Here is a 17,778-nt window from a genome sequence, read left to right on the forward strand (position 1 = left end):
AAAGAATATGAATAAGGCGGAAAACGTCGAACCAGTCAATCGAATTGCCCGTCGGCCTGCAAGTTCAGCGATGGAAGATCCCTCCGAAACGCTGGACGTTCTGGAAATCCTCAGCCGGCAGCGATGGCTGATCATATTCCTGTGCTTATGTGGTTTGACAGCCGGGATTGCTTACGCACTGTATGCACCGGTTTGGTACGAAACGAATGCGACCGTGCTGATCAACCAAAAAAGCGCCGGCTTGGGTGGTGACAGCACGGGCCAGTCAATTGTTGACGAAGACATCCTGGCTAACCATATCGAACTGATTCAAAGTCGGATGATCGTCGGCGAAGCTTTGGAGCAGAATAGTCTTGTCTCGCTGCCCTCCATCGTTGAGCAACTCGACGAAACGAAACCCCAATTCGACGCCGTCGACTACGTGATCGAACAACTGTCGATTGTTAAAGGTGGCGAAGGCTCCGCCAAGACGGCACGAAGCTTAAGTGTCACGTTCACCCACACAGAACCTGACGACGCACAAATCATTTTGACCGCGGTAATGAAACGATATGAGCAGTTCATTATCGCGCAAGTGGAACAGTTGATGGGCCGGGCCAACGAGATGGTCAATGAAGCAAAGCAAGAAGTCGAGTCGGAATTACTCGCCGCCGAGCAAGAGCATCTGCAATCGCGACAGAATGCACCTCTGTTCTTTCAAGGGGAAGGCAGCAGCAACGTTTACCAGGAACGCTATCGTCGTCTCCAGGAAGAACTGTTAGATATCGACATTCAAGAATCAACCGTCCGCACCCGATTGACGCGAGTCGAAGACACGCTCAAGGAGATGGACGATTCGGGCGACGCGTTTGATCATTTGGACAAATTAGCGTTGATCGACAGTGAAAGTCTCGAGCGACTCGGGGTGTTCGCCGGTTTGCAGTCCAACGCTGCTGACACGGCCGAATTCAAGGCGGCAATGCCGGCCAAGATGGAAGAGGCCCGCACCCAAATCACACACCTGTTGCAACTCAACAGTGAAAAGCAACGACTGTCGTCCGTGTTTGGACCGGCACACCCGAAAGTGCAGGAACTGGAAAGCGAAATCACGCTTGTTAAGCAGTTCTTACAAGACAACCAAGACTTAACTAGCCCCACATCGGCGTTTGGTGAGAGTGCGTTGACTCCCGAAGGCTTGCTCAAGGCTTACGTTGGATTTCTTCAACACGACCTCGCGGCTTTGGCTGAACGCCGTAAAGAGCTCACCTTTTTGGCGTCCGACGCCGAGACGAAAGCGAAAGATCTGATCGAGTACGAACTCACCGATATGATCCTTCAAAAGAAGATCGCCCGCCAAGAAGCGTTGTTCGACGGGATCGTTCAACAGTTGCGAGAACTCGATACGGCCAGTGGTTTGAGCGGTTACCTTTATGAGTTTTTGGAAGTACCTCGGATGGGCGTTAAGTCATGGCCCAAGCTTCCGCTGTGCGCCCTCGGCGGGCTGATGCTTGGCCTATTCGGCGGACTGTTCGTCGCCGTCGCCAATGATGTCCGTGATGGTCGGTTCCGATCATCGGCAGAACTTGATGAAGCTATCGGCCTACTCAGCCTTGGACGCGTCGGTAAGCTGAACTCGGTCAAGCAGGGCGTGACCGGATTGATCGCAACGGAATTGAGCCCAGATGCGGAAGCATTCCGGCTTGGTCGTACCGTACTGCTTCCCGACATCCGAAGCGGCAAGATTCGAACGATCGGGTTCACCAGCCCGATGCAGGGTGACGGTAAATCGACGGTAGCTTCCAATTTTGCGGTCTCGTTCAGTCAAATCGGATTGCGTGTTTTGCTGATCGACGCTGACTTACGCCGCCCGAGCGCACATCGTTTTTTCAGCGTTGGAAGAGAAGAGGGCCTGTGCGACATATTGAACGATCGAACCCCTTTCGCCGATGCGATCAAGGAAACTCGTGCCGACAATGTTTGGGTGATTCCAGCCGGATCCTCGAGTTCGACGCCCGCTGAGTTGCTGCAGTCGAGCAAGTTTGACGAAATTCTTCGGATGGCGTCGACGCAGTTCGACCTGGTCTTGGTCGACCTACCTCCCGTTTTGGCGGTCTCTGATCCGGTCGTCGTGATGCCGCGGCTTGATAGCGGCATTCTCGTCGTCCGTGTCGCCAATGTGAGACGTGATGAGGTGATCAACACGATTCGCCGTATCGAGAGCGCCGGTGGTCAATTCGCCGGTTGCATGCTCAACGCATTCGGTGCAGGTAAAAAGTTTGATGGCGGTGGTGGATACCACGGCTATTACAAGAGCGATTACACACGACCAACCAACGCAGGCAGCAAACCGGCTCGATCAGGAAGTCTGAATGGTTTCTCGGCAGCCCCTGCGGAGGCCCCGGTCAACGGAAAGGCGCATTAGTCGATGGTCCCTACTCAAGCTCATGGAAGTTGCGAGTTTTGCTCTCTTCAGTAGCTCGGAGCGACTATGCAGAAACCGCAGCCGGAGTAAGGATTTGTTCGCGAAACAATCGCCTAAACCTCGACCAATGAATTTGGTTCGGTTGCACCGCGAAGTGCGGCAGTGGCGATGTCTGTCGATTGTTGAATCCCGAGAACTCGTCCGCGAATGTCGCCCGTTGCGATCGACGTTTGACTGGCGAGATTCTTGACTTCCGTTGCCACGACATTGAACCCCTTTCCAGCATCGCCCGCCCGAGCGGCTTCGATCGTGGCGTTGAGTGCCAAGAGATTCGTTTTGTCGGCGATGTCTTCGATGACATCCGCGACGCCTTGGATTTCATTGGCCGCTGACTCGACGACTCCGAGCAACTGGTTGACTTTTTCGCGGAACGCTTGGGCTTGTTGGCGTTCTTGTACCACGCGTTCCTGGATCTGAATTCGCTCCAGTTCCTGTTTCTCACGTTCGGCGATTTCAGACGCTTGCTTCTGTTCGAAGAACGTCTGAAGCTGGCGGCCCAACAGTGCGATTCGATCATCGCCATCGATGTTGATGTGTTGGCTGTAGTCGCCCTCCGATACGCAGTCGATCACACGCAATATCTCGCTGATGTGATCACTCAGTTCGACAACCCGGGTGCGTTCGATCGTTGCGGATTCTTGCATGGCGAGTCGATCTTGTTGGATCGCATCGACCATCTGGTTATAGCATTTCCCGACGTCGCCGACTTCAGTACCGAATTCGACTTGCACCTTGGCCGCGTCGGAGTAGTTGCCCGACTCGGTCGCCCACTGCATCTTGTTTCCTAGCTCGAGCATGCTTGATGTTGCTCCATGTTCGGCAACATTCAGCCCGAGTTCTTCGTGCTCGCGACTTACCCGCAACGCAGTGAATCGACCGAGCACCTTTAGGAAGACAAAACTGCACCCGAATGCCCACCCGAACGCGGCCCCCACACCGATGCACTGGGTCCCGAGTTGTTGCCATCGGGTAACGCCGTCGGCGAGATGTTGGCTGTTCATAAACAAAGCGAGCAAGATCGTCCCCAAGGCACCACAGAATCCGTGTACGGCCACCGCGCCGCAAACGTCATCCAACTTGCACGTTCGTTCTAGCCAGTTGGCGGCAAGGTAGACCGTGACCCCCGCCAATGCTCCGATCGCGGCGGCTCCGGCGGTTCCAACTACGGCGCAACCGGCCGTGATCGCCACAAGGCCACCCAACACACCGTTGGTAATCATTTCAGGTTCCGGTCGGCGGGTCGGGCCGAACCAAGTGATTGCTCCTCCGACGATTCCGCCCATACACCCGGCGACCAATGTATTGACAGCGATCCCAGCGATGTCGGTGGTCGCGCTGAGCGTGCTACCGCAATTGAATCCAAACCATCCAAAGAACAGTATGAAAGTTCCGAGGTAAACCAAGGGAAGGCTGTGCGGCGCGATCCGACGAGGCTGACGGTTCTCGTCAAACTTGCCGTGGCGAGATCCGATCACGATCAATCCTGCCAACGCGACCCAAGCTCCTACCGAATGGACAACGGTCGATCCGGCGAAATCAATGAAGCCGATCGATTCGAGCCAACCGCTTGCTTCGCCGCTAAAAAGACTGCCCCACGCCCAGTGACCAAAAACCGGATAAATGATCGCGGAGGTGAACAAAGAGATCACCAAGTAAACCCCGAACCGAGTCCGCTCGGCAACGGCACCGGAGTCAATGGTAGCGGCCGTTCCACAGAACACCGCTTGAAACAAAAAGAATGCACCGGTCCAAGGGTCGCTACTCAGATCGGACAAAAAGTCGGTCGAGCCGACCCAGCCTCCAATGCTATCCCCGAACATAAGTCCAAAGCCGATCAACCAAAACGCGATCGTTGCGATGACAAAATCGGCCATGTTCTTCACAGCCACGTTGATGGAGTTTTTCGCGCGAGACATGCCGGATTCCAAGCACATGAATCCGGCCTGCATCAACAACACCATCGCGGCACAAACGAAAATCCAAACATAGTCCAAATTCTGCTGAAGTTGCTGCAGCCCCTCTGCGGTCGATTCACCCGGTTCGGCCGCCTGGCAAGCCGAATGGCTCAAACCCATGTCTAGTGAATCGCCTATTCCACAATCACCCAAGGCGAAAACCGTCAACAGGAAAACAAAAAGGCGGACAGGTCGAAATGAGAATGGCATGGGTTCCTCTGGCTAATCGTTATAACCGTCAAGCTCAGTGTTTTGAGGTTCGTCGAGTTTCCCAATCCTAGGTTGCAAAGTGAGCGATTTTGTCAAAAACGCATTTTTCATAACCTTTTCGCGAGTCTGGATTCTGTGTTCTCGTGCCTCAGTCGTTTCACATCGCTAATGGACGACGAATGTGATGAGGGTATATTGTCCGCCGATCTATCCCTAACGCCCTCTACCGATTGATTTCATGCCCGAAGAACACGTTCTTGTCATTCCCGCCCGTCTCATCGAATCGATCGGTTCGCTCGCTGGATTTGAGCTTGATGTCGACCGGTACCTGCAACCGATTCTGGCGAGCGATGAGCTGTCCTATCGGCCTCGCAGCCAAATGGAACTTGATCCAAACTTTAAGCAGTTAATCCCTTACGTTGTCATGCAGTGGACCGACCCCGCCGATGGCTTAGCCCGAATCTTCACCTACACTCGCGGTGGCGGTGGCGAATCAAGACTTCACGCCAAACGCAGTATCGGTGTCGGTGGCCACATCAGCAGCGAAGACTCCGAGGGTGTCGATGATCCTTACACGACCGGCATGCGCCGCGAACTCGAAGAGGAGGTCTCGATCGATTGCCCCTACGTCGATCAACGCGAAGGCTTGCTTTACGACGATAGCAATGAAGTCGGCCGGGTTCACTTGGGTGTCGTCCATCGCTTCATTCTCGATCGGCCCCTCGTATCAAGTAAGGAAGCCGACCTGGCCGAAGGTGAGTTCTTGACGGTCGACGAATTGAGATCGCAGTTCGATCGCTTGGAAACGTGGAGCCAACTTTGTCTTCAGGCTCTCTACAAGTAGATGCTTCCACCGTCATAATCAGCACCGGCTCGCTGAATCTTGCGACGATGAACCCCCTTTCAACGGCCGGAGGTGAGAATTCGACGCATATTTGAGATGGCGAGTGAAACGCTTTGGAATCATTCCGCAGGCCCTCGGCTAGCGGGCTGTTGATCTAATTAGCATCGTAACCCGAAGCGTGAGCGAGGGATATGTAAAGAGGTTTTAAAGGCGTTGAATCCCTCACTCACGCTTCGGGTTACGATTCAATCAACACGCGCCAAGTGCCGTCGGCTCAGTTAATCAACAACCTGCTAGAGAAGCGTCGACAATAATCCAAATGAGCTGAATGCGGATGACTTGTGTCGGTTCCGTCTCGAGCCACCCGTTCCTGACAAGTCCAGAAACTCTCTTCGACGAGGCCACTTCATGATCGAACCGAATGCCGAACCATCTGGGCTGCGACAATTGATTTACGCCAGCGCGGCCTCCGATTGCTTTGACGAATCAACGCTCGATTTCCTGCTCGCTCGATCAAGAACCAACAACGCTCGGCGCGGACTCACCGGGATCTTGCTGTACCACGACCGGTCGTTTTTTCAAGTTTTGGAAGGCCCTGCCGATGCGGTCGGCGAACTCTTTGGAGCAATTCAACGAGACCCCCGTCACACCAATTCGATCGTACTAGCCGACGACATTGTCGACCAACGCAATTTCGGCCAATGGCAAATGGGTTTCTCTCGGGATCTTGCCGAGATTGCATGTCTCGAAGGGTTTGTCGATTTCTTTGACGGTCACCAACCCGCCAGCCGATTCGTTGATCTGCAAGGTGACACTCAACGAGTCCGCCATATCCTGGACAGTTTCCGACGCGGACGATGGCGTCGTCACACACCTCGAACGGTCGAGTCGGTGGTTCACTGAACGCAGTGCGGGAAAGCCGCCACCGATCCCAAATCGCGTCGGGTCCGGCTATAGTTGAGGGCGTTTGGATGAACGCCACTCTTCTATTTCGGATCCCATGCAGTCTCAGCAAACCATCGATCGTCTCGTCAATCTAATGGACCCCGACGGAAATGTTCTGTTGAACATTTCCCAATCCGACGCGGAAACCGCCGTTCGCAACGGTGATGAAACCGCGATCGCCAAAATCGAAGGCCAGTTCGCGATTTGCGAGAAAGAAGGCCGGACCGTACGGATGGTTCGCACGATCGGTCGTCCGATGCGGTACTTCATGGCCAAGCTGAAGGCCGGTCCGTGTTTAGTCGTTGCCGAGCGGATCGACGAAATCGCCGGATGGCTCGAGAAGGAAGGCTTGCGAGACCAATTCGACCCGAGCTACACACGGATGGTGCCTGCTCATTATCTCCTCGAACTGAAGTTGCTCGGTTGTCCGGATCCCAATCCGGTTCATCGACGCTTCTTCACGCCGCAACGAAATCGATTGCCGGCCGACATCGATGCGATCGGACACGAATACATCTCGCGTCTGTGTCGAGTTTGTGACGCATGGCTCGACCGGATCGATCCCAAGGCACCGATCGGCGTTTTGTTCTCCGGGGGAATCGACAGCGGCGCGGTTTTGACATCGTTGTACCACTGTCTGCTCGCCCGGGGCGAGCCACCGACACGGCTCAAAGCGTTCACGTTGGCGGTCGACGACCGCGCCGAGGATTTTGCGCAGGCGGCCGAGTTCACCAAACGTTGTGGCTTCCCTGAACTACTCGAAGTTGTTGAAGTTCCGTTATCGAAGATTGATTGGAAACGTGCGATCACTTTGGTCGAAGACTACAAGCCGCTCGATATCCAATCGGCTACCTTCGCCGCAGCATTATGTGAGGCGATTCGCGATCGATATCCGGATTGGAAGTGGCTCGTCGACGGCGACGGTGGAGACGAGAACTTGAAGGATTACCCGATCGAGGAAAACCCGGAACTAACGATCCGCAGCGTCCTCAACAATTTGATGCTGTATCAGGAGGGTTGGGGTGTCGATTCGATTAAGCACTCGCAAACCTACAGTGGCGGTCAAAGTCGCGGGCACTCGCGGACGTCGGCGGTCGGTCGGGCGTTCGGCTTTTCCGGATTCAGTCCTTTCGCAGTGCCATCGGTCATCGAAGTCGCCGAAGCGATCCCGTTTATCGAACTAACCGATTGGAGCCATGAGTCGTTGTATCAACTCAAAGGCCAAGTCGTCGCCGCCGGGGTGCGATCGGTCACTGGCATTGAAATGCCGGTCTTTGAAAAACGACGGTTCCAACATGGTGCCGTTGCGCGTGAGCAATTCGATACGATCTTTCCCTCCAACCCGGCCGAGTATCGCAAGACGTTCCGAGAACTTTGCACATGAATTCGACGACGGGTGCGGCTTCCGCTTATGGAATCAGTGTGGAGCAGGAGCCGATCGGCCATCACAAGACTCGCCACACCTTGACCTTACTATTACGTGCCCGTCGTTGTCCCTTCGAGTGCGTGTTTTGCGACTTGTGGTTGCACAATCATGCTTCCGCCACTCCGGTAGGATCGATTCCTTCCCAGATTTCCGACGCGATCGAACAAACGTTTTCTAGAGATCCTTATCGAGGCACCGTCCCGCGCGAACCTCGATGGGCGATCAAGCTTTACAATGGCGGCAACTTCACCGATCCTCTTAGTGTTCCCGAAACGGATTGGACGGCGATCGCGGATCGATGTAAGCCCTTCGATCGAGTGATTGTCGAGAACCACGCTACGATGTGCGGCTCGCGACTACTTAAATTTCAGGAACAACTGCGTCCACGTTTAGAAGTCGCGATCGGATTAGAAACGGCCAATGTCGATGTGTTATCGCGTCAGCAAAAGAAAATGACGCTAAGCGACTTTGATCGAGCGGCCAAGTTTGTTCTCGATCACGGCATGGATTTGCGATGTTTTACGATGTTGCAACTGCCCTACAGTGACGTTAAATGTTCCGTCGACGATTCGATCGCTACGGTACAGCATGCCGTCGGCGCGGGGGCCTTGTTCGTCGCAATCATTCCCACCCGGCACACCACCAAAGCGATGCAAAGCCTGGTCCGATCGGGCGACCATCAACCGCCGAACTTGCGGCAGCTCGAGCGAGCACTCTTCGAATCACTTCGCTGGACAAGCGAAATGAAATCCGATGCTGTCGTGATTGCGGACACCTGGGACATCGACCACGTCGATCATTGCAGTGCATGTCAACGGCACACCATCGCGAATATCCAAGCGATGAACGCGGCACAACGTCCGTGTGCGATCTCGTCGTGCCAATCGTGCGGTACCGAGGCATGCGATCGATGACCTTAGCAATATCGCCGGAGCGTTTCGACGTCATCGTTGTCGGTGCGGGCCCGGGAGGTACGTTAACCGCCTTGATGTTGGCTCAGCGTGGTCGGAAGGTAGCGATTGTCGACCGTGACCTATTTCCACGCTTCGCCATTGGTGAATCGTCAACGCCGATCGCGAGTCGTGCGATCGAGCAGATCGCCCATGACTACGACTTGCCCGAACTGCTGCCGCTGGCGACTTGGGGGGCATGGCGCAGTTCGATCCCGGGTGTGGGAGGGGGACTCAAACGCGGCTTCACTTACTTGGATCATCGGAACTTGGATCATCAACTCGATGGTTTCAATGACCTTGCCACAAGCATCCCTGCGCCGCGGCGATTGCTAGTCGCGGCGAGCATGTCCGACGAGGTGGGCGATACACATTGGGTGCGATCGGATGTCGATTCCTATTTAGTGGATGGCTGCCGTCGTCGCGGCGTGACAGTGCTGCTCGGATATGAAGTCGAATCGGTCTCCAATCAATCTCCATGGCGACTCGGCTTAACCGATCGGATGAATCTTCCGGCCGGTCGCCCGGCATCGTTCACTGCAGACATTCTTGTCGATGCGTCCGGTCGAAGTGCCGCATTGTTGCAGCGGATGGGTTACCGGGATGTCACGGATCGGTTACGCACTCAAACGTCGGCTCGGTGGACTCACGCCGTGAACGTTCCCGCCTTCACTTTGACGCTTGGTGAACCGCCGCCTTATCCGCCTGATGCCGCTGCGGTGCATCACTTGGTAAACGATGGTTGGGTTTGGCAATTGCCGATGTCGGACGGACGCACTAGTTTTGGTCGAGTTTGGAAAGGCGTTCGGCCATTCCCTTCGACGCGATTCCGGCCTTTGGGGGGGGCTGACTTCGGCGGTGGTCTTGCTGACGGATTGGACGTAAGCCAACATCGCAGTTTAGCGGACTACCTTGCCAATGGATCGTTGGCGTCTGACCCCGGATGCTGGTATTCATCGGATCGTGTCCAGCGATTATGGGAAAGGCCCGGTGTAAACGATCGCTGGTCACTCGATCTGTTGCCCTTGCCGACTACCGTCGCGACGATCGATCCACTCCATAGCACCGGTCTGGCGCATGCGATTTCGGGAGCGCAGCGGATCGCCGATTTAATTTCTCGTGGCGCTGCAGATGAAGTCGAGCGTTATCAAAAACAAGTCGGTGCCGAAGTCGCGTTGCTCGATCGGGTTGTCAGTTTGGCTTATCGGGTGATGGAAAACAGCCAACTGTTTTATTCGGCCTGCATGCTGTATTTTGCGATCGCGATCAGCGACGAGGAAGACCGTGCCGAGGGGGGCTTTCGGCCCGATCGCGCGACTTGGTTTGCCGACCGTCTTGAGGTCGTTGATGTCGTGTCGCAGATTGAAACCTCGTTGATGCGGTCTTTCTCGTACCAGAAACCGCTTCATCCGGCGATCGTCCATGATTGTCTGCAGACGATCTGCCACGTCGAACTTGCTTGTCGCGACGATAATCTGTACGGCTACACGTTTGCTTAATAGGAGGCCTTGCTAAAAGCTGGTCTCGTTCGAGTAAGAATGAAGATGAAATGGATTGAGTTGATGAAGAAGTCCGAAACACGCTGGATGCTGCTGTTCAAGTTTGTCGCTTACATCGCTTGCTACTTGGTACTTGCGCTACTTAGTCGGTCTTTGTCGTTCCCGGGCAATTTCGCCGCCGTGTGGTTACCGGCGGGTTTCGCCTTGGCTGTTTTTGCTTACACATCCAAGAAAAGTTGGTGGCTTTGGGGTATCGCAAGCATTCTCTCCGGCGTGATTTACAACGGTTATATTCAAGACAAAGAGCCTGTCGTGACGTTCGGTTTCATGCTCGCCAACGTCAGTCGCACGTTGCTGGGTGCGACAATCTTGCAATGGAGATTGCCCGGACGGTTTCGGCTAGACCAACCCAGCGAAATAGCTGTGTTCACGATTGGTGGATGTTTGATTTCACCGATTTTGTCCGGCGCAATCGGTTCACTCACTTTGCTTTTTGCTTATGGAAACCCTTGGTATGAGAGTTTCCCATCCTGGTACTTCGGGAACGTCGTGGGGATCATGGTGGTATCACCTTTAACGTTGGTGCTTATCGGTTGGGCCAACGGTCGAAATCAATTCCGATGCAAAGATTTGGTAGGATCTCGTTGCAATTTCGCTTATTTGTTCTTGTTGTTGGGATTGCTCGCCGGAATTTCCATTGTCATTTTTCGATTCATATCGGTCCCCGTTTCCTTCTTGGTCGCGCCGGTGATGCTATGGATGGTTGTTCGGTTTGAAATCGTTGGCGCGGCGATGGGAAGCTTCGTTGTCGCCATCGTGATGCTCACTTGCACGTCTCAAGGTTACGGAGCGATGGGTGAGGACATTTCCAACTCCACGAGAACAATCGTCAGCCAAGTATTCTTGACCACGGTGGGCGTGTGTGCGTTGGTGTTATCGGCCGCTTTGCAGCGCAGTCGTCGATTGACGCGGCGCAGCCAACAGACGGGCCGAAGACTGGCGAATCTGCAACGCGAAACCCAATTGATGCTCGACACCATCCCTTCGATGGTATTTTACAAGGACCGCAACAACCGCATCTTGAGGCTGAACCGGTCCGCCGCTGCTTGGATGGGAATGCTCATCGAGGAGATTCAAGGCAAGTCGACCGAGGAAATTCACCCAGGCCCCCATGGCCAATACCTTTACGATGACCAAGAAGTGATTCGCACCGGAGTGGCCAAGATCGGTTATGAAGAATCGGTCGTCCTGCCCAGTGGGGAACGGAGATGGGTCCAAACCGACAAGATGCCGTTACCTTCAGCAGGCCGAAAGGAACCGGGCGTTTTGGTTGTATTGACCGACATCACCGAACGCAAGTTAATTGAAGAGGAACTCGAGAAAAGCAACCAAGATCTCGAGCAGTTTGCCGTCATCGCATCGCATGATCTGAAAGAACCACTCCGCGCGGTCAACGGATATTGTCGTTTCTTGAAGGAAGACTTCGCAGACCAGTTGCCCACTGAAGCCTTGGATTTCGTCGACAAGGCGATCGAAGGTGCCGACCGCATGACTCAAATGGTCAACGACCTTCTCGAGTATTCCAGGATTAGTCGCGGAAACTTCGAGTTGAACTTGGTTGATTTGAATCTGATCGTTGCGGAAGTTCTCAAAGACCTAGATGGCACAATCAAATTGAAGTCTGCGTCCGTGAAAACGACCGCTCTTCCGGTCGTTTCGGGATCCGAATCGCAACTTCGGCAACTGTTTCAAAACCTTTTTATCAACTCGTTGAAGTTCGTTGCCGACGGGATCCAACCACAAATCGAGGTTAGCTCCTCAACAAGAGGGCGATGCATTGTCGTAACGATCTCGGACAATGGATTAGGAATCGATCCAAAAGACCAGAAACGGATTTTCCAGATCTTTCAACGATTGCATCGCCGTGCCGACTATCCCGGCACCGGTCTGGGCTTGGCCATTAGCGACCGCATCATGCAACGCCACGGCGGACAAATTGAAGTCGAGTCGGCACTCGGGAATGGGGCCACATTCCGCCTCGTATTCCCGTCCCCGAGCTAAACGTCCGAATTTCATCAGCGTGGCCATTTAAGACCTGTCCGAATCGAGCTCCTTGAGTTAATATCGCAAGTCGTTCGAGCCGTCGAAGGTCACAGGACTTCGACTCGGACCGCTTTCAAACTAGGCGGTTCTTCACGGGCTTCCTACGCGACAAGTCTTTTCGGGTCGTTCACATCAAGTGAACTTGGCCATCACCGGCGGATACATTGACCGCCTTGGGAACGAAAGCAGCGTCGCGATCTGTGTTTTGCTGGTTGATTGTTTCAACAATCGGCTCCCTCGCCACGCCATCTGTTTCCACCACTCCCTTGCGGTCGATCTCGTGAATCGCCTTGGGGATCATTGCGCCTTGAAAGGCCCCTATGTCGACCTCCTTTGAACCCACCGAACAAAACGAAAATGCGACGGATGCCTCGTCGTTCTTCGAAGAAGCCATGTCCGTTGCCGCCGAACAAGGGCCGAGCCCGGACGCCCTGTTGGCCAGCTATTTTCAAGATAACACCCTCGAATGTATTCCCTCACCGGCAGAAGAAGTCAACGCGTTGTTAGCGATCACCGACGAGTCGGCTCCGATCGAATCTCCGGTTTCGGAGGAGGTGTCCTCTCTGCTTATGAAACCTGAAAAGAAAAAGAAGAAGAAAAAGCGCCTCGCCGAGGAACAGGCCGCCGCAGAACTGGCCGCTCGGTTGCTAGCCGAAGCGACCGCCCAAGCCGAGCCACAAAAGCCGTCGAATCGGCCTGAGCCGATGGCGAACGATCCTATCGGCGTTGCGGTCGAGTCAGAAACCGAAATGAATGACGACCCAGGTTTTTCCGCCATCGGACTTCGACCTGAGGTCTTGCAGGCCGTCTTGAACTCTGGCTACGCCACGCCGACCGCAATTCAAGCCGAAATCATTCCTCACATGCTGGCCGGTCGCGACGTGTTGGCTCAATCGCAAACCGGCACCGGTAAAACCGCAGCGTTCGCGCTTCCGATCCTCAGTACGATCGATATGCACGTCCGCGAACCGCAAGTATTAGTGCTGGCCCCGACGCGCGAACTCGCCATCCAGGTGGCCCGATCGTTCTCGACCTATGGTGCCAATCTAGAGCGTTTCGAAGTCGTCGCCATCTACGGCGGCCAAGACTACGAACCGCAATTGCGACAACTTCGCCGTGGTGTGCAAATCGTCGTCGGAACCCCCGGTCGCGTGATCGATCACGTCAACCGCGGCACGTTGGATCTGAGCCGTCTGAAATGCTTGGTTTTGGACGAAGCCGATGAAATGCTCAACATGGGATTTCTTGAAGACGTGCAGTTTGTCTTGGAGAAGACTCCTGATGATCGACAGGTCGCTTTGTTTTCGGCGACACTTCCGGGGCCGATTCGCGACATCGCCGATGAATACCTCCGCGACCCCGCTCGGATCACGATCAAGAAGAAAACCGCGACCGCCGATTCGATCCGCCAGCGAGCCTTGTTCGTCCCTCCCAAAGAGAAGATCGACGCCCTGGTTCGTTTGTTAGAAGTTGAGGAAACCGACGGCGTGATCGTCTTTACCAAGACCAAAGACGCCACCATCAGCGTCGCCGAAAGCCTCGTCCGGGAAGGCCTGTCCGCAGTGGCACTCAACGGCGACATGCCTCAGAAGGTCCGCGAACGAACGATCAGCCAACTTAAAAGTGGCAAGCTCGATATCTTGGTCGCCACCGACGTCGCCGCACGCGGATTGGATGTGCCACGCATTAGTCACGTCTTCAACTATGACTTACCTCATGACAGTGAATCGTACATTCACCGAGTCGGCCGGACCGGACGCGCCGGACGCAATGGGGAAGCGATCATTTTCTTAACCAACGCGCAGCGAAGCAAACTGCGTCTGATCGAACGCACAACCAAGCAGCCGATTGAAATCATCGACGTGCCGACGGCCAAACAGATCAACGCGATGCGTGTTAAACGTTTCACGCAAAAGATCACGGACGTTTCCGCTGAGAAGGACTTAACGTTATTCAAGGAGATGATCACCGAATACGCCGCCGAAACTGGCAAGCCGCTCGAGATGATCGCCGCTGCCCTTGCCGAGATCGCACAGCAAGGACGTCCGTTTTTGATGAAGGACCGCCCCGCAGGCAAACGCCCTCAAGATTTCGATCGGCGAGAGGATTCGTACGACCGCAGTGAGCGAGGCGATCGCTATGGTGACCGAAAGGAAAAAGATCGCGGCGGCGATGCGGGGCGACCGCCACGTCAACTCGGACCACCCGAGGCCGGTATGGTTCGGTATCGAATCGATGTGGGTTGGAACGATGGTGTTAAGCCAGGCAACATCGTGGGTGCGGTGGCCAATGAAGCCGGCATCGAAGGACAATACATCGGTCCGATTAGCATTCGGAACGAGTTCAGCACGATCGATCTACCCGAAGGCATGCCCGAAGACATCTATCAAAAACTTCGCAAGACTTGGGTTTCCGGAAAGCGGTTGAATTTGGAAGTTTCTCGTGGCGACGAAGAACAGACCGAACGACGCGGCGGTCGCCCTCATTCCGGAGGTGGATCGAGCTTCAAACCGCGACCCGGAAAAGGGCAGCAAGGGAAGCGTCCCTTCAACGGCAAGAAGAAACGAAAGAATTTCTAGGCCTTCGTCAAAATCTAATTTTAGGATGAGCCGAACGCGTTAGCGGGCTGTTGATTTAGTTTGCATCGTAACCCGAAGCGTGAGCGAGGGATACATACAGAGGATTTAATGGCGTTGAATCCCTCGCTGACGTTTTTTGAAGTTGCGCTTTTTTCGTAACCCGCTGCGTAAGCGAGGGATAATTGATATTGACTCATCCCTCGCTCACGCTTCGGGTTACGATTAAATCAACACGCCGGTAGCGTCGGGCGTTGAGCAATGCCCGCGGCTGGCGCCGTCGGCTCACTTCACTAACCCTAATTTTAGGGTTTGACGAAGCACTAGGATCAGGAAGTCACCCGGGCCAAAAAATAACCCAGAGCGAGAGCCGCGATAAACAACGCGGCAAGGATCGTGCCCAATAACAACGGGTCGATGCCCTGTTGCTGTTTACTTCGGGGACTCGCGCGGCTCAATCGTGTGTCGCTGTGAAGAATCTCTTGATCTTTGTGGTTCGAGCCACGCTTCGGTTCGCGGAAACCGGATTCCAGTTCCAAATCGAGCAAGCTTCCGCTGGCCGAACTCAAGGGAGCCCCCATCGACTCAACCTTGACCAATCGGCCGCTCTCACTTGCGCGTTGATTCTGCTCGCGGATGAGTTTGGATCGACTGCTCGCGAGCGTGTCGTCGTTGCGATTGGTGATCGTGTCGTTTTGGTTCTCTTGGTCGAACCCGTTCGAGCTACTGCTGCCGCTGAAGCTCAGCGACGAAAGGTCGCCGATCGCCTCGGGGGCCTCGCCTAAACCGATCCGCACCCGTTCGCCCCTGGGGATCGCCTTGGCAAATCGTTCAAACGCATTGGCGACTTCGCCTGCCGTTTGATAGCGATACTTGGGATCCTTTTGCAACATTTTGACGCACATGCCCTCCAATTCGCCGGGGCAATCCGGGCGAAGTTCTCGGATGCTGCGGGGCATCTCGTTTTGATGCTTGATGATCCGTTGAGCGAGCGTGCCATCGGAAAACGGCGGACGACCGGTCAGCAAAAAATACAACGTGCAACCGAGACCATAGATGTCGACGCGATGATCCACCTGGTGACTGTTGACCGCTTGCTCGGGTGCCAAGTAATCGGCCGTCCCGAGCACATTTTCATTGTTCGCGACGGTCACTGAATGATCCGACTCCGACGCCATCAACGCCAGTCCCATGTCGAGCAACCGCAGTCGACCGCCTTGATCGATCAATAAGTTGGCGGGTTTGATGTCCCGGTGAATGACGCCACGCTCGTGAGCATGTTGCAGACCTCGAGCGGCTTGAGCGATCAAGTCGGCCGCCGTCGAGAAATCCAAAGGGCCGTCGCGTCGCACGAGCATCTGCAAGTCGAGACCGTCGACGTACTCCATCACAATGAAATGCGTGTCGCCTTCGTTATCGATATCGTAGGCACACACGATGTTGGGATGGTTCAACGACGCGATTGCTTGGGCTTCCAATTTAAATCGAGCGAGATACGACGCGTCGTGGACTCGCTTTTTAGGCAGTACTTTAATCGCCCGTTTATCGTGCAATCCAGTGTGCTCGGCCAAATACACGCTGCTCATCCCACCGGTCCCGATATGACCGAGCAGTTTATACTTACCCAAAAAGAAGCCGCGGTACTTTCCGGCGAAAATCTTTTCGACGTGCCAATCGGTTAACAGCCCCGCTTTCTTGTAGGCGGTGGCTAATTTCTTAACATTCGTCGGCAACTCGCCTCCACACTTTTCCCGCACCTTCCCAACAAAACGCTCCTGCGTTTTCTCGTCGATGAGGTTGCTCTTGGCAACCATCGTCACGAAGCGTTCGGAAGTAATCGAAGACATAGACAAGCCGGTCGTCATCCCACCAGAAAAGGCAAACGCGGCAACAGGTAATACGCTCGCGTCTTAATTCGATTCGGTTTAGTTTAGCCGAACATTATCCGAAACGATGCAGTTTTCTAACGGTTTTTGATCCATGTTTCCAGCCAACGCAGAACGTTTTGAAACGACGATCGGAATCATGGCGAAGTATTGGGAACCAGGACGAGTCAAGACGAGGCTGGCTCAGTCCCTGCTTGTTTGCCCCGAAGCCCTCCAAGAGTGCACGGACGTACACTTTTTGGGTTTGCTCGGAGCCCGTCGAGGTCTTGACGTTCGAACTCAATTGTTGACCGTATCGGCGCGCCTGCATGAGCGATTTGTCGTCCAATTACTCAACGAATTGCAAGATTCGGGGGACACGCGTGAGTTAGTAGGGTCCCCCAAGGAGGCGCTCGTCGGGATGGGCGCAATCGCCGGGCCCAAATGGAGAGTCGTCGATCAGGGTACCGGAAACTTAGGCGATCGGATGAAGCGATGGTTTACGACGAAAATGGATAAGCGGGGAACCGGGCAGCGACGCGAAGCCGCTGCGGTGCTGATCGGCAGCGACTGCCCACTTCTGAGCCATGGAGACCTGGAAGGCACCTGGGATTTGCTGGGCGATCACGATATCGTTTTGGGCCCGGCGTTCGATGGCGGTTACTATCTCATTGGAATTGCCGGTGACCGCCGTCCAGAAGAGTTGGCGACTGTTTTCGACGACGTCGCTTGGAGCACCGAGACGGTCTTGAACCAAACGATCGATGCGATCGAAAGCTTGGGTTGGTCGCTGGCCATGCTCACTCCAAAGCGAGATGTGGACTCCGCCGAAGATCTCGCCGAATTGCTCACTTCGTTTCCGTCCCGCCGATCCGATTCGGTGGATCAATTTCGTGAAGACTTAATCCGCATTTTAAACTTTCCATCGACATGATCTCCTCGGT

12 protein-coding genes are annotated in these 17,778 nt (G+C 54.7%); 9 read left to right on the forward strand and 3 right to left on the reverse strand.

Features of this window, described 5'->3' with window-relative positions; all coding sequences use genetic code 11:
* The first annotated feature begins 70 nt into the window (after positions 1 to 70).
* On the forward strand, positions 71 to 2,401 hold the full coding sequence (locus Pla100_RS21640) for a polysaccharide biosynthesis tyrosine autokinase (protein ID WP_146580096.1): 2,331 nt from the start codon (positions 71 to 73) through the stop codon (positions 2,399 to 2,401).
* 113 nt (positions 2,402 to 2,514) lie between these two features.
* Here the strand turns inward: Pla100_RS21640 and amt are convergent, their stop codons facing one another.
* Complete coding sequence (amt, locus tag Pla100_RS21645; protein ID WP_146580099.1) at positions 2,515 to 4,626, reverse strand: ammonium transporter; 2,112 nt, start codon at positions 4,624 to 4,626, stop codon at positions 2,515 to 2,517.
* A 238-nt stretch (positions 4,627 to 4,864) separates the two neighbouring features.
* Between amt and Pla100_RS21650 the strand changes: the two genes are divergently transcribed.
* The 6 genes from Pla100_RS21650 to Pla100_RS21670 all read left to right on the forward strand — a co-directional run bounded on the left by Pla100_RS21650 (position 4,865) and on the right by Pla100_RS21670 (position 12,351).
* Positions 4,865 to 5,470 (forward strand): phosphoesterase, encoded by a 606-nt coding sequence (locus Pla100_RS21650; protein ID WP_146580101.1) that lies wholly within the window; start codon positions 4,865 to 4,867, stop codon positions 5,468 to 5,470.
* Between the two features lie 408 nt (positions 5,471 to 5,878).
* Complete coding sequence (locus Pla100_RS21655; RefSeq protein WP_146580102.1) at positions 5,879 to 6,373, forward strand: BLUF domain-containing protein; 495 nt, start codon at positions 5,879 to 5,881, stop codon at positions 6,371 to 6,373.
* 97 nt (positions 6,374 to 6,470) lie between these two features.
* The gene (locus tag Pla100_RS21660) at positions 6,471 to 7,799 is read left to right on the forward strand and encodes an asparagine synthase-related protein (protein ID WP_146580104.1); all 1,329 of its coding nucleotides are present in this window, start codon (positions 6,471 to 6,473) and stop codon (positions 7,797 to 7,799) included.
* The gene (locus Pla100_RS31015) at positions 7,796 to 8,755 is read left to right on the forward strand and encodes a hypothetical protein (protein ID WP_197168138.1); all 960 of its coding nucleotides are present in this window, start codon (positions 7,796 to 7,798) and stop codon (positions 8,753 to 8,755) included. The genes Pla100_RS21660 and Pla100_RS31015 overlap by 4 nt, the downstream gene beginning before the upstream one ends.
* Positions 8,743 to 10,290, forward strand: a complete 1,548-nt coding sequence (locus Pla100_RS21665) for an NAD(P)/FAD-dependent oxidoreductase (RefSeq protein ID WP_231603324.1) — start codon at positions 8,743 to 8,745, stop codon at positions 10,288 to 10,290. Before Pla100_RS31015 ends, Pla100_RS21665 begins: the two co-directional genes overlap by 13 nt.
* Before the next feature lie 63 nt (positions 10,291 to 10,353).
* Complete coding sequence (locus Pla100_RS21670) at positions 10,354 to 12,351, forward strand: MASE1 domain-containing protein (RefSeq protein WP_231603326.1); 1,998 nt, start codon at positions 10,354 to 10,356, stop codon at positions 12,349 to 12,351.
* A gap of 169 nt (positions 12,352 to 12,520) precedes the next feature.
* Here Pla100_RS21670 and Pla100_RS31020 read toward each other — a convergent pair whose 3' ends face one another.
* Positions 12,521 to 12,694, reverse strand: a complete 174-nt coding sequence (locus Pla100_RS31020; RefSeq protein WP_197168141.1) for a hypothetical protein — start codon at positions 12,692 to 12,694, stop codon at positions 12,521 to 12,523.
* 19 nt (positions 12,695 to 12,713) lie between these two features.
* On the opposite strand from Pla100_RS31020, the gene Pla100_RS21675 reads away from it, so the two are divergent.
* Positions 12,714 to 14,972, forward strand: a complete 2,259-nt coding sequence (locus tag Pla100_RS21675; protein ID WP_146580110.1) for a DEAD/DEAH box helicase — start codon at positions 12,714 to 12,716, stop codon at positions 14,970 to 14,972.
* A 326-nt stretch (positions 14,973 to 15,298) separates the two neighbouring features.
* Here the strand turns inward: Pla100_RS21675 and Pla100_RS21680 are convergent, their stop codons facing one another.
* Positions 15,299 to 16,816: a serine/threonine protein kinase gene (locus Pla100_RS21680; RefSeq protein WP_146580112.1), complete on the reverse strand. Its 1,518-nt coding sequence runs from the start codon at positions 16,814 to 16,816 to the stop codon at positions 15,299 to 15,301.
* Positions 16,817 to 16,949: 133 nt separating this feature from the next.
* Here Pla100_RS21680 and Pla100_RS21685 point away from each other — a divergent pair, with 133 nt between their 5' ends.
* Positions 16,950 to 17,768 carry a TIGR04282 family arsenosugar biosynthesis glycosyltransferase gene (locus tag Pla100_RS21685; protein ID WP_146580114.1) on the forward strand — a complete coding sequence of 273 codons (819 nt, stop codon included), beginning with the start codon at positions 16,950 to 16,952 and terminating at the stop codon, positions 17,766 to 17,768.
* The last annotated feature ends 10 nt before the right edge of the window (positions 17,769 to 17,778 follow it).

The sequence above is a fragment of the Neorhodopirellula pilleata genome (genome assembly GCF_007859915.1).
Lineage (GTDB): Bacteria > Planctomycetota > Planctomycetia > Pirellulales > Pirellulaceae > Rhodopirellula > Rhodopirellula pilleata.

Coding starts and splice junctions, on each gene's coding strand:
- Pla100_RS21640 (WP_146580096.1), top strand. CDS start 71: ATGGAAGATCCCTCCGAAACGCTGGACGTTCTGGAAATCCTCAGCCGG.
- amt (WP_146580099.1), bottom strand. CDS start 4,626: ATGCCATTCTCATTTCGACCTGTCCGCCTTTTTGTTTTCCTGTTGACG.
- Pla100_RS21650 (WP_146580101.1), top strand. CDS start 4,865: ATGCCCGAAGAACACGTTCTTGTCATTCCCGCCCGTCTCATCGAATCG.
- Pla100_RS21655 (WP_146580102.1), top strand. CDS start 5,879: ATGATCGAACCGAATGCCGAACCATCTGGGCTGCGACAATTGATTTAC.
- Pla100_RS21660 (WP_146580104.1), top strand. CDS start 6,471: ATGCAGTCTCAGCAAACCATCGATCGTCTCGTCAATCTAATGGACCCC.
- Pla100_RS31015 (WP_197168138.1), top strand. CDS start 7,796: ATGAATTCGACGACGGGTGCGGCTTCCGCTTATGGAATCAGTGTGGAG.
- Pla100_RS21665 (WP_231603324.1), top strand. CDS start 8,743: ATGCGATCGATGACCTTAGCAATATCGCCGGAGCGTTTCGACGTCATC.
- Pla100_RS21670 (WP_231603326.1), top strand. CDS start 10,354: ATGAAGAAGTCCGAAACACGCTGGATGCTGCTGTTCAAGTTTGTCGCT.
- Pla100_RS31020 (WP_197168141.1), bottom strand. CDS start 12,694: ATGATCCCCAAGGCGATTCACGAGATCGACCGCAAGGGAGTGGTGGAA.
- Pla100_RS21675 (WP_146580110.1), top strand. CDS start 12,714: ATGTCGACCTCCTTTGAACCCACCGAACAAAACGAAAATGCGACGGAT.
- Pla100_RS21680 (WP_146580112.1), bottom strand. CDS start 16,816: ATGTCTTCGATTACTTCCGAACGCTTCGTGACGATGGTTGCCAAGAGC.
- Pla100_RS21685 (WP_146580114.1), top strand. CDS start 16,950: ATGTTTCCAGCCAACGCAGAACGTTTTGAAACGACGATCGGAATCATG.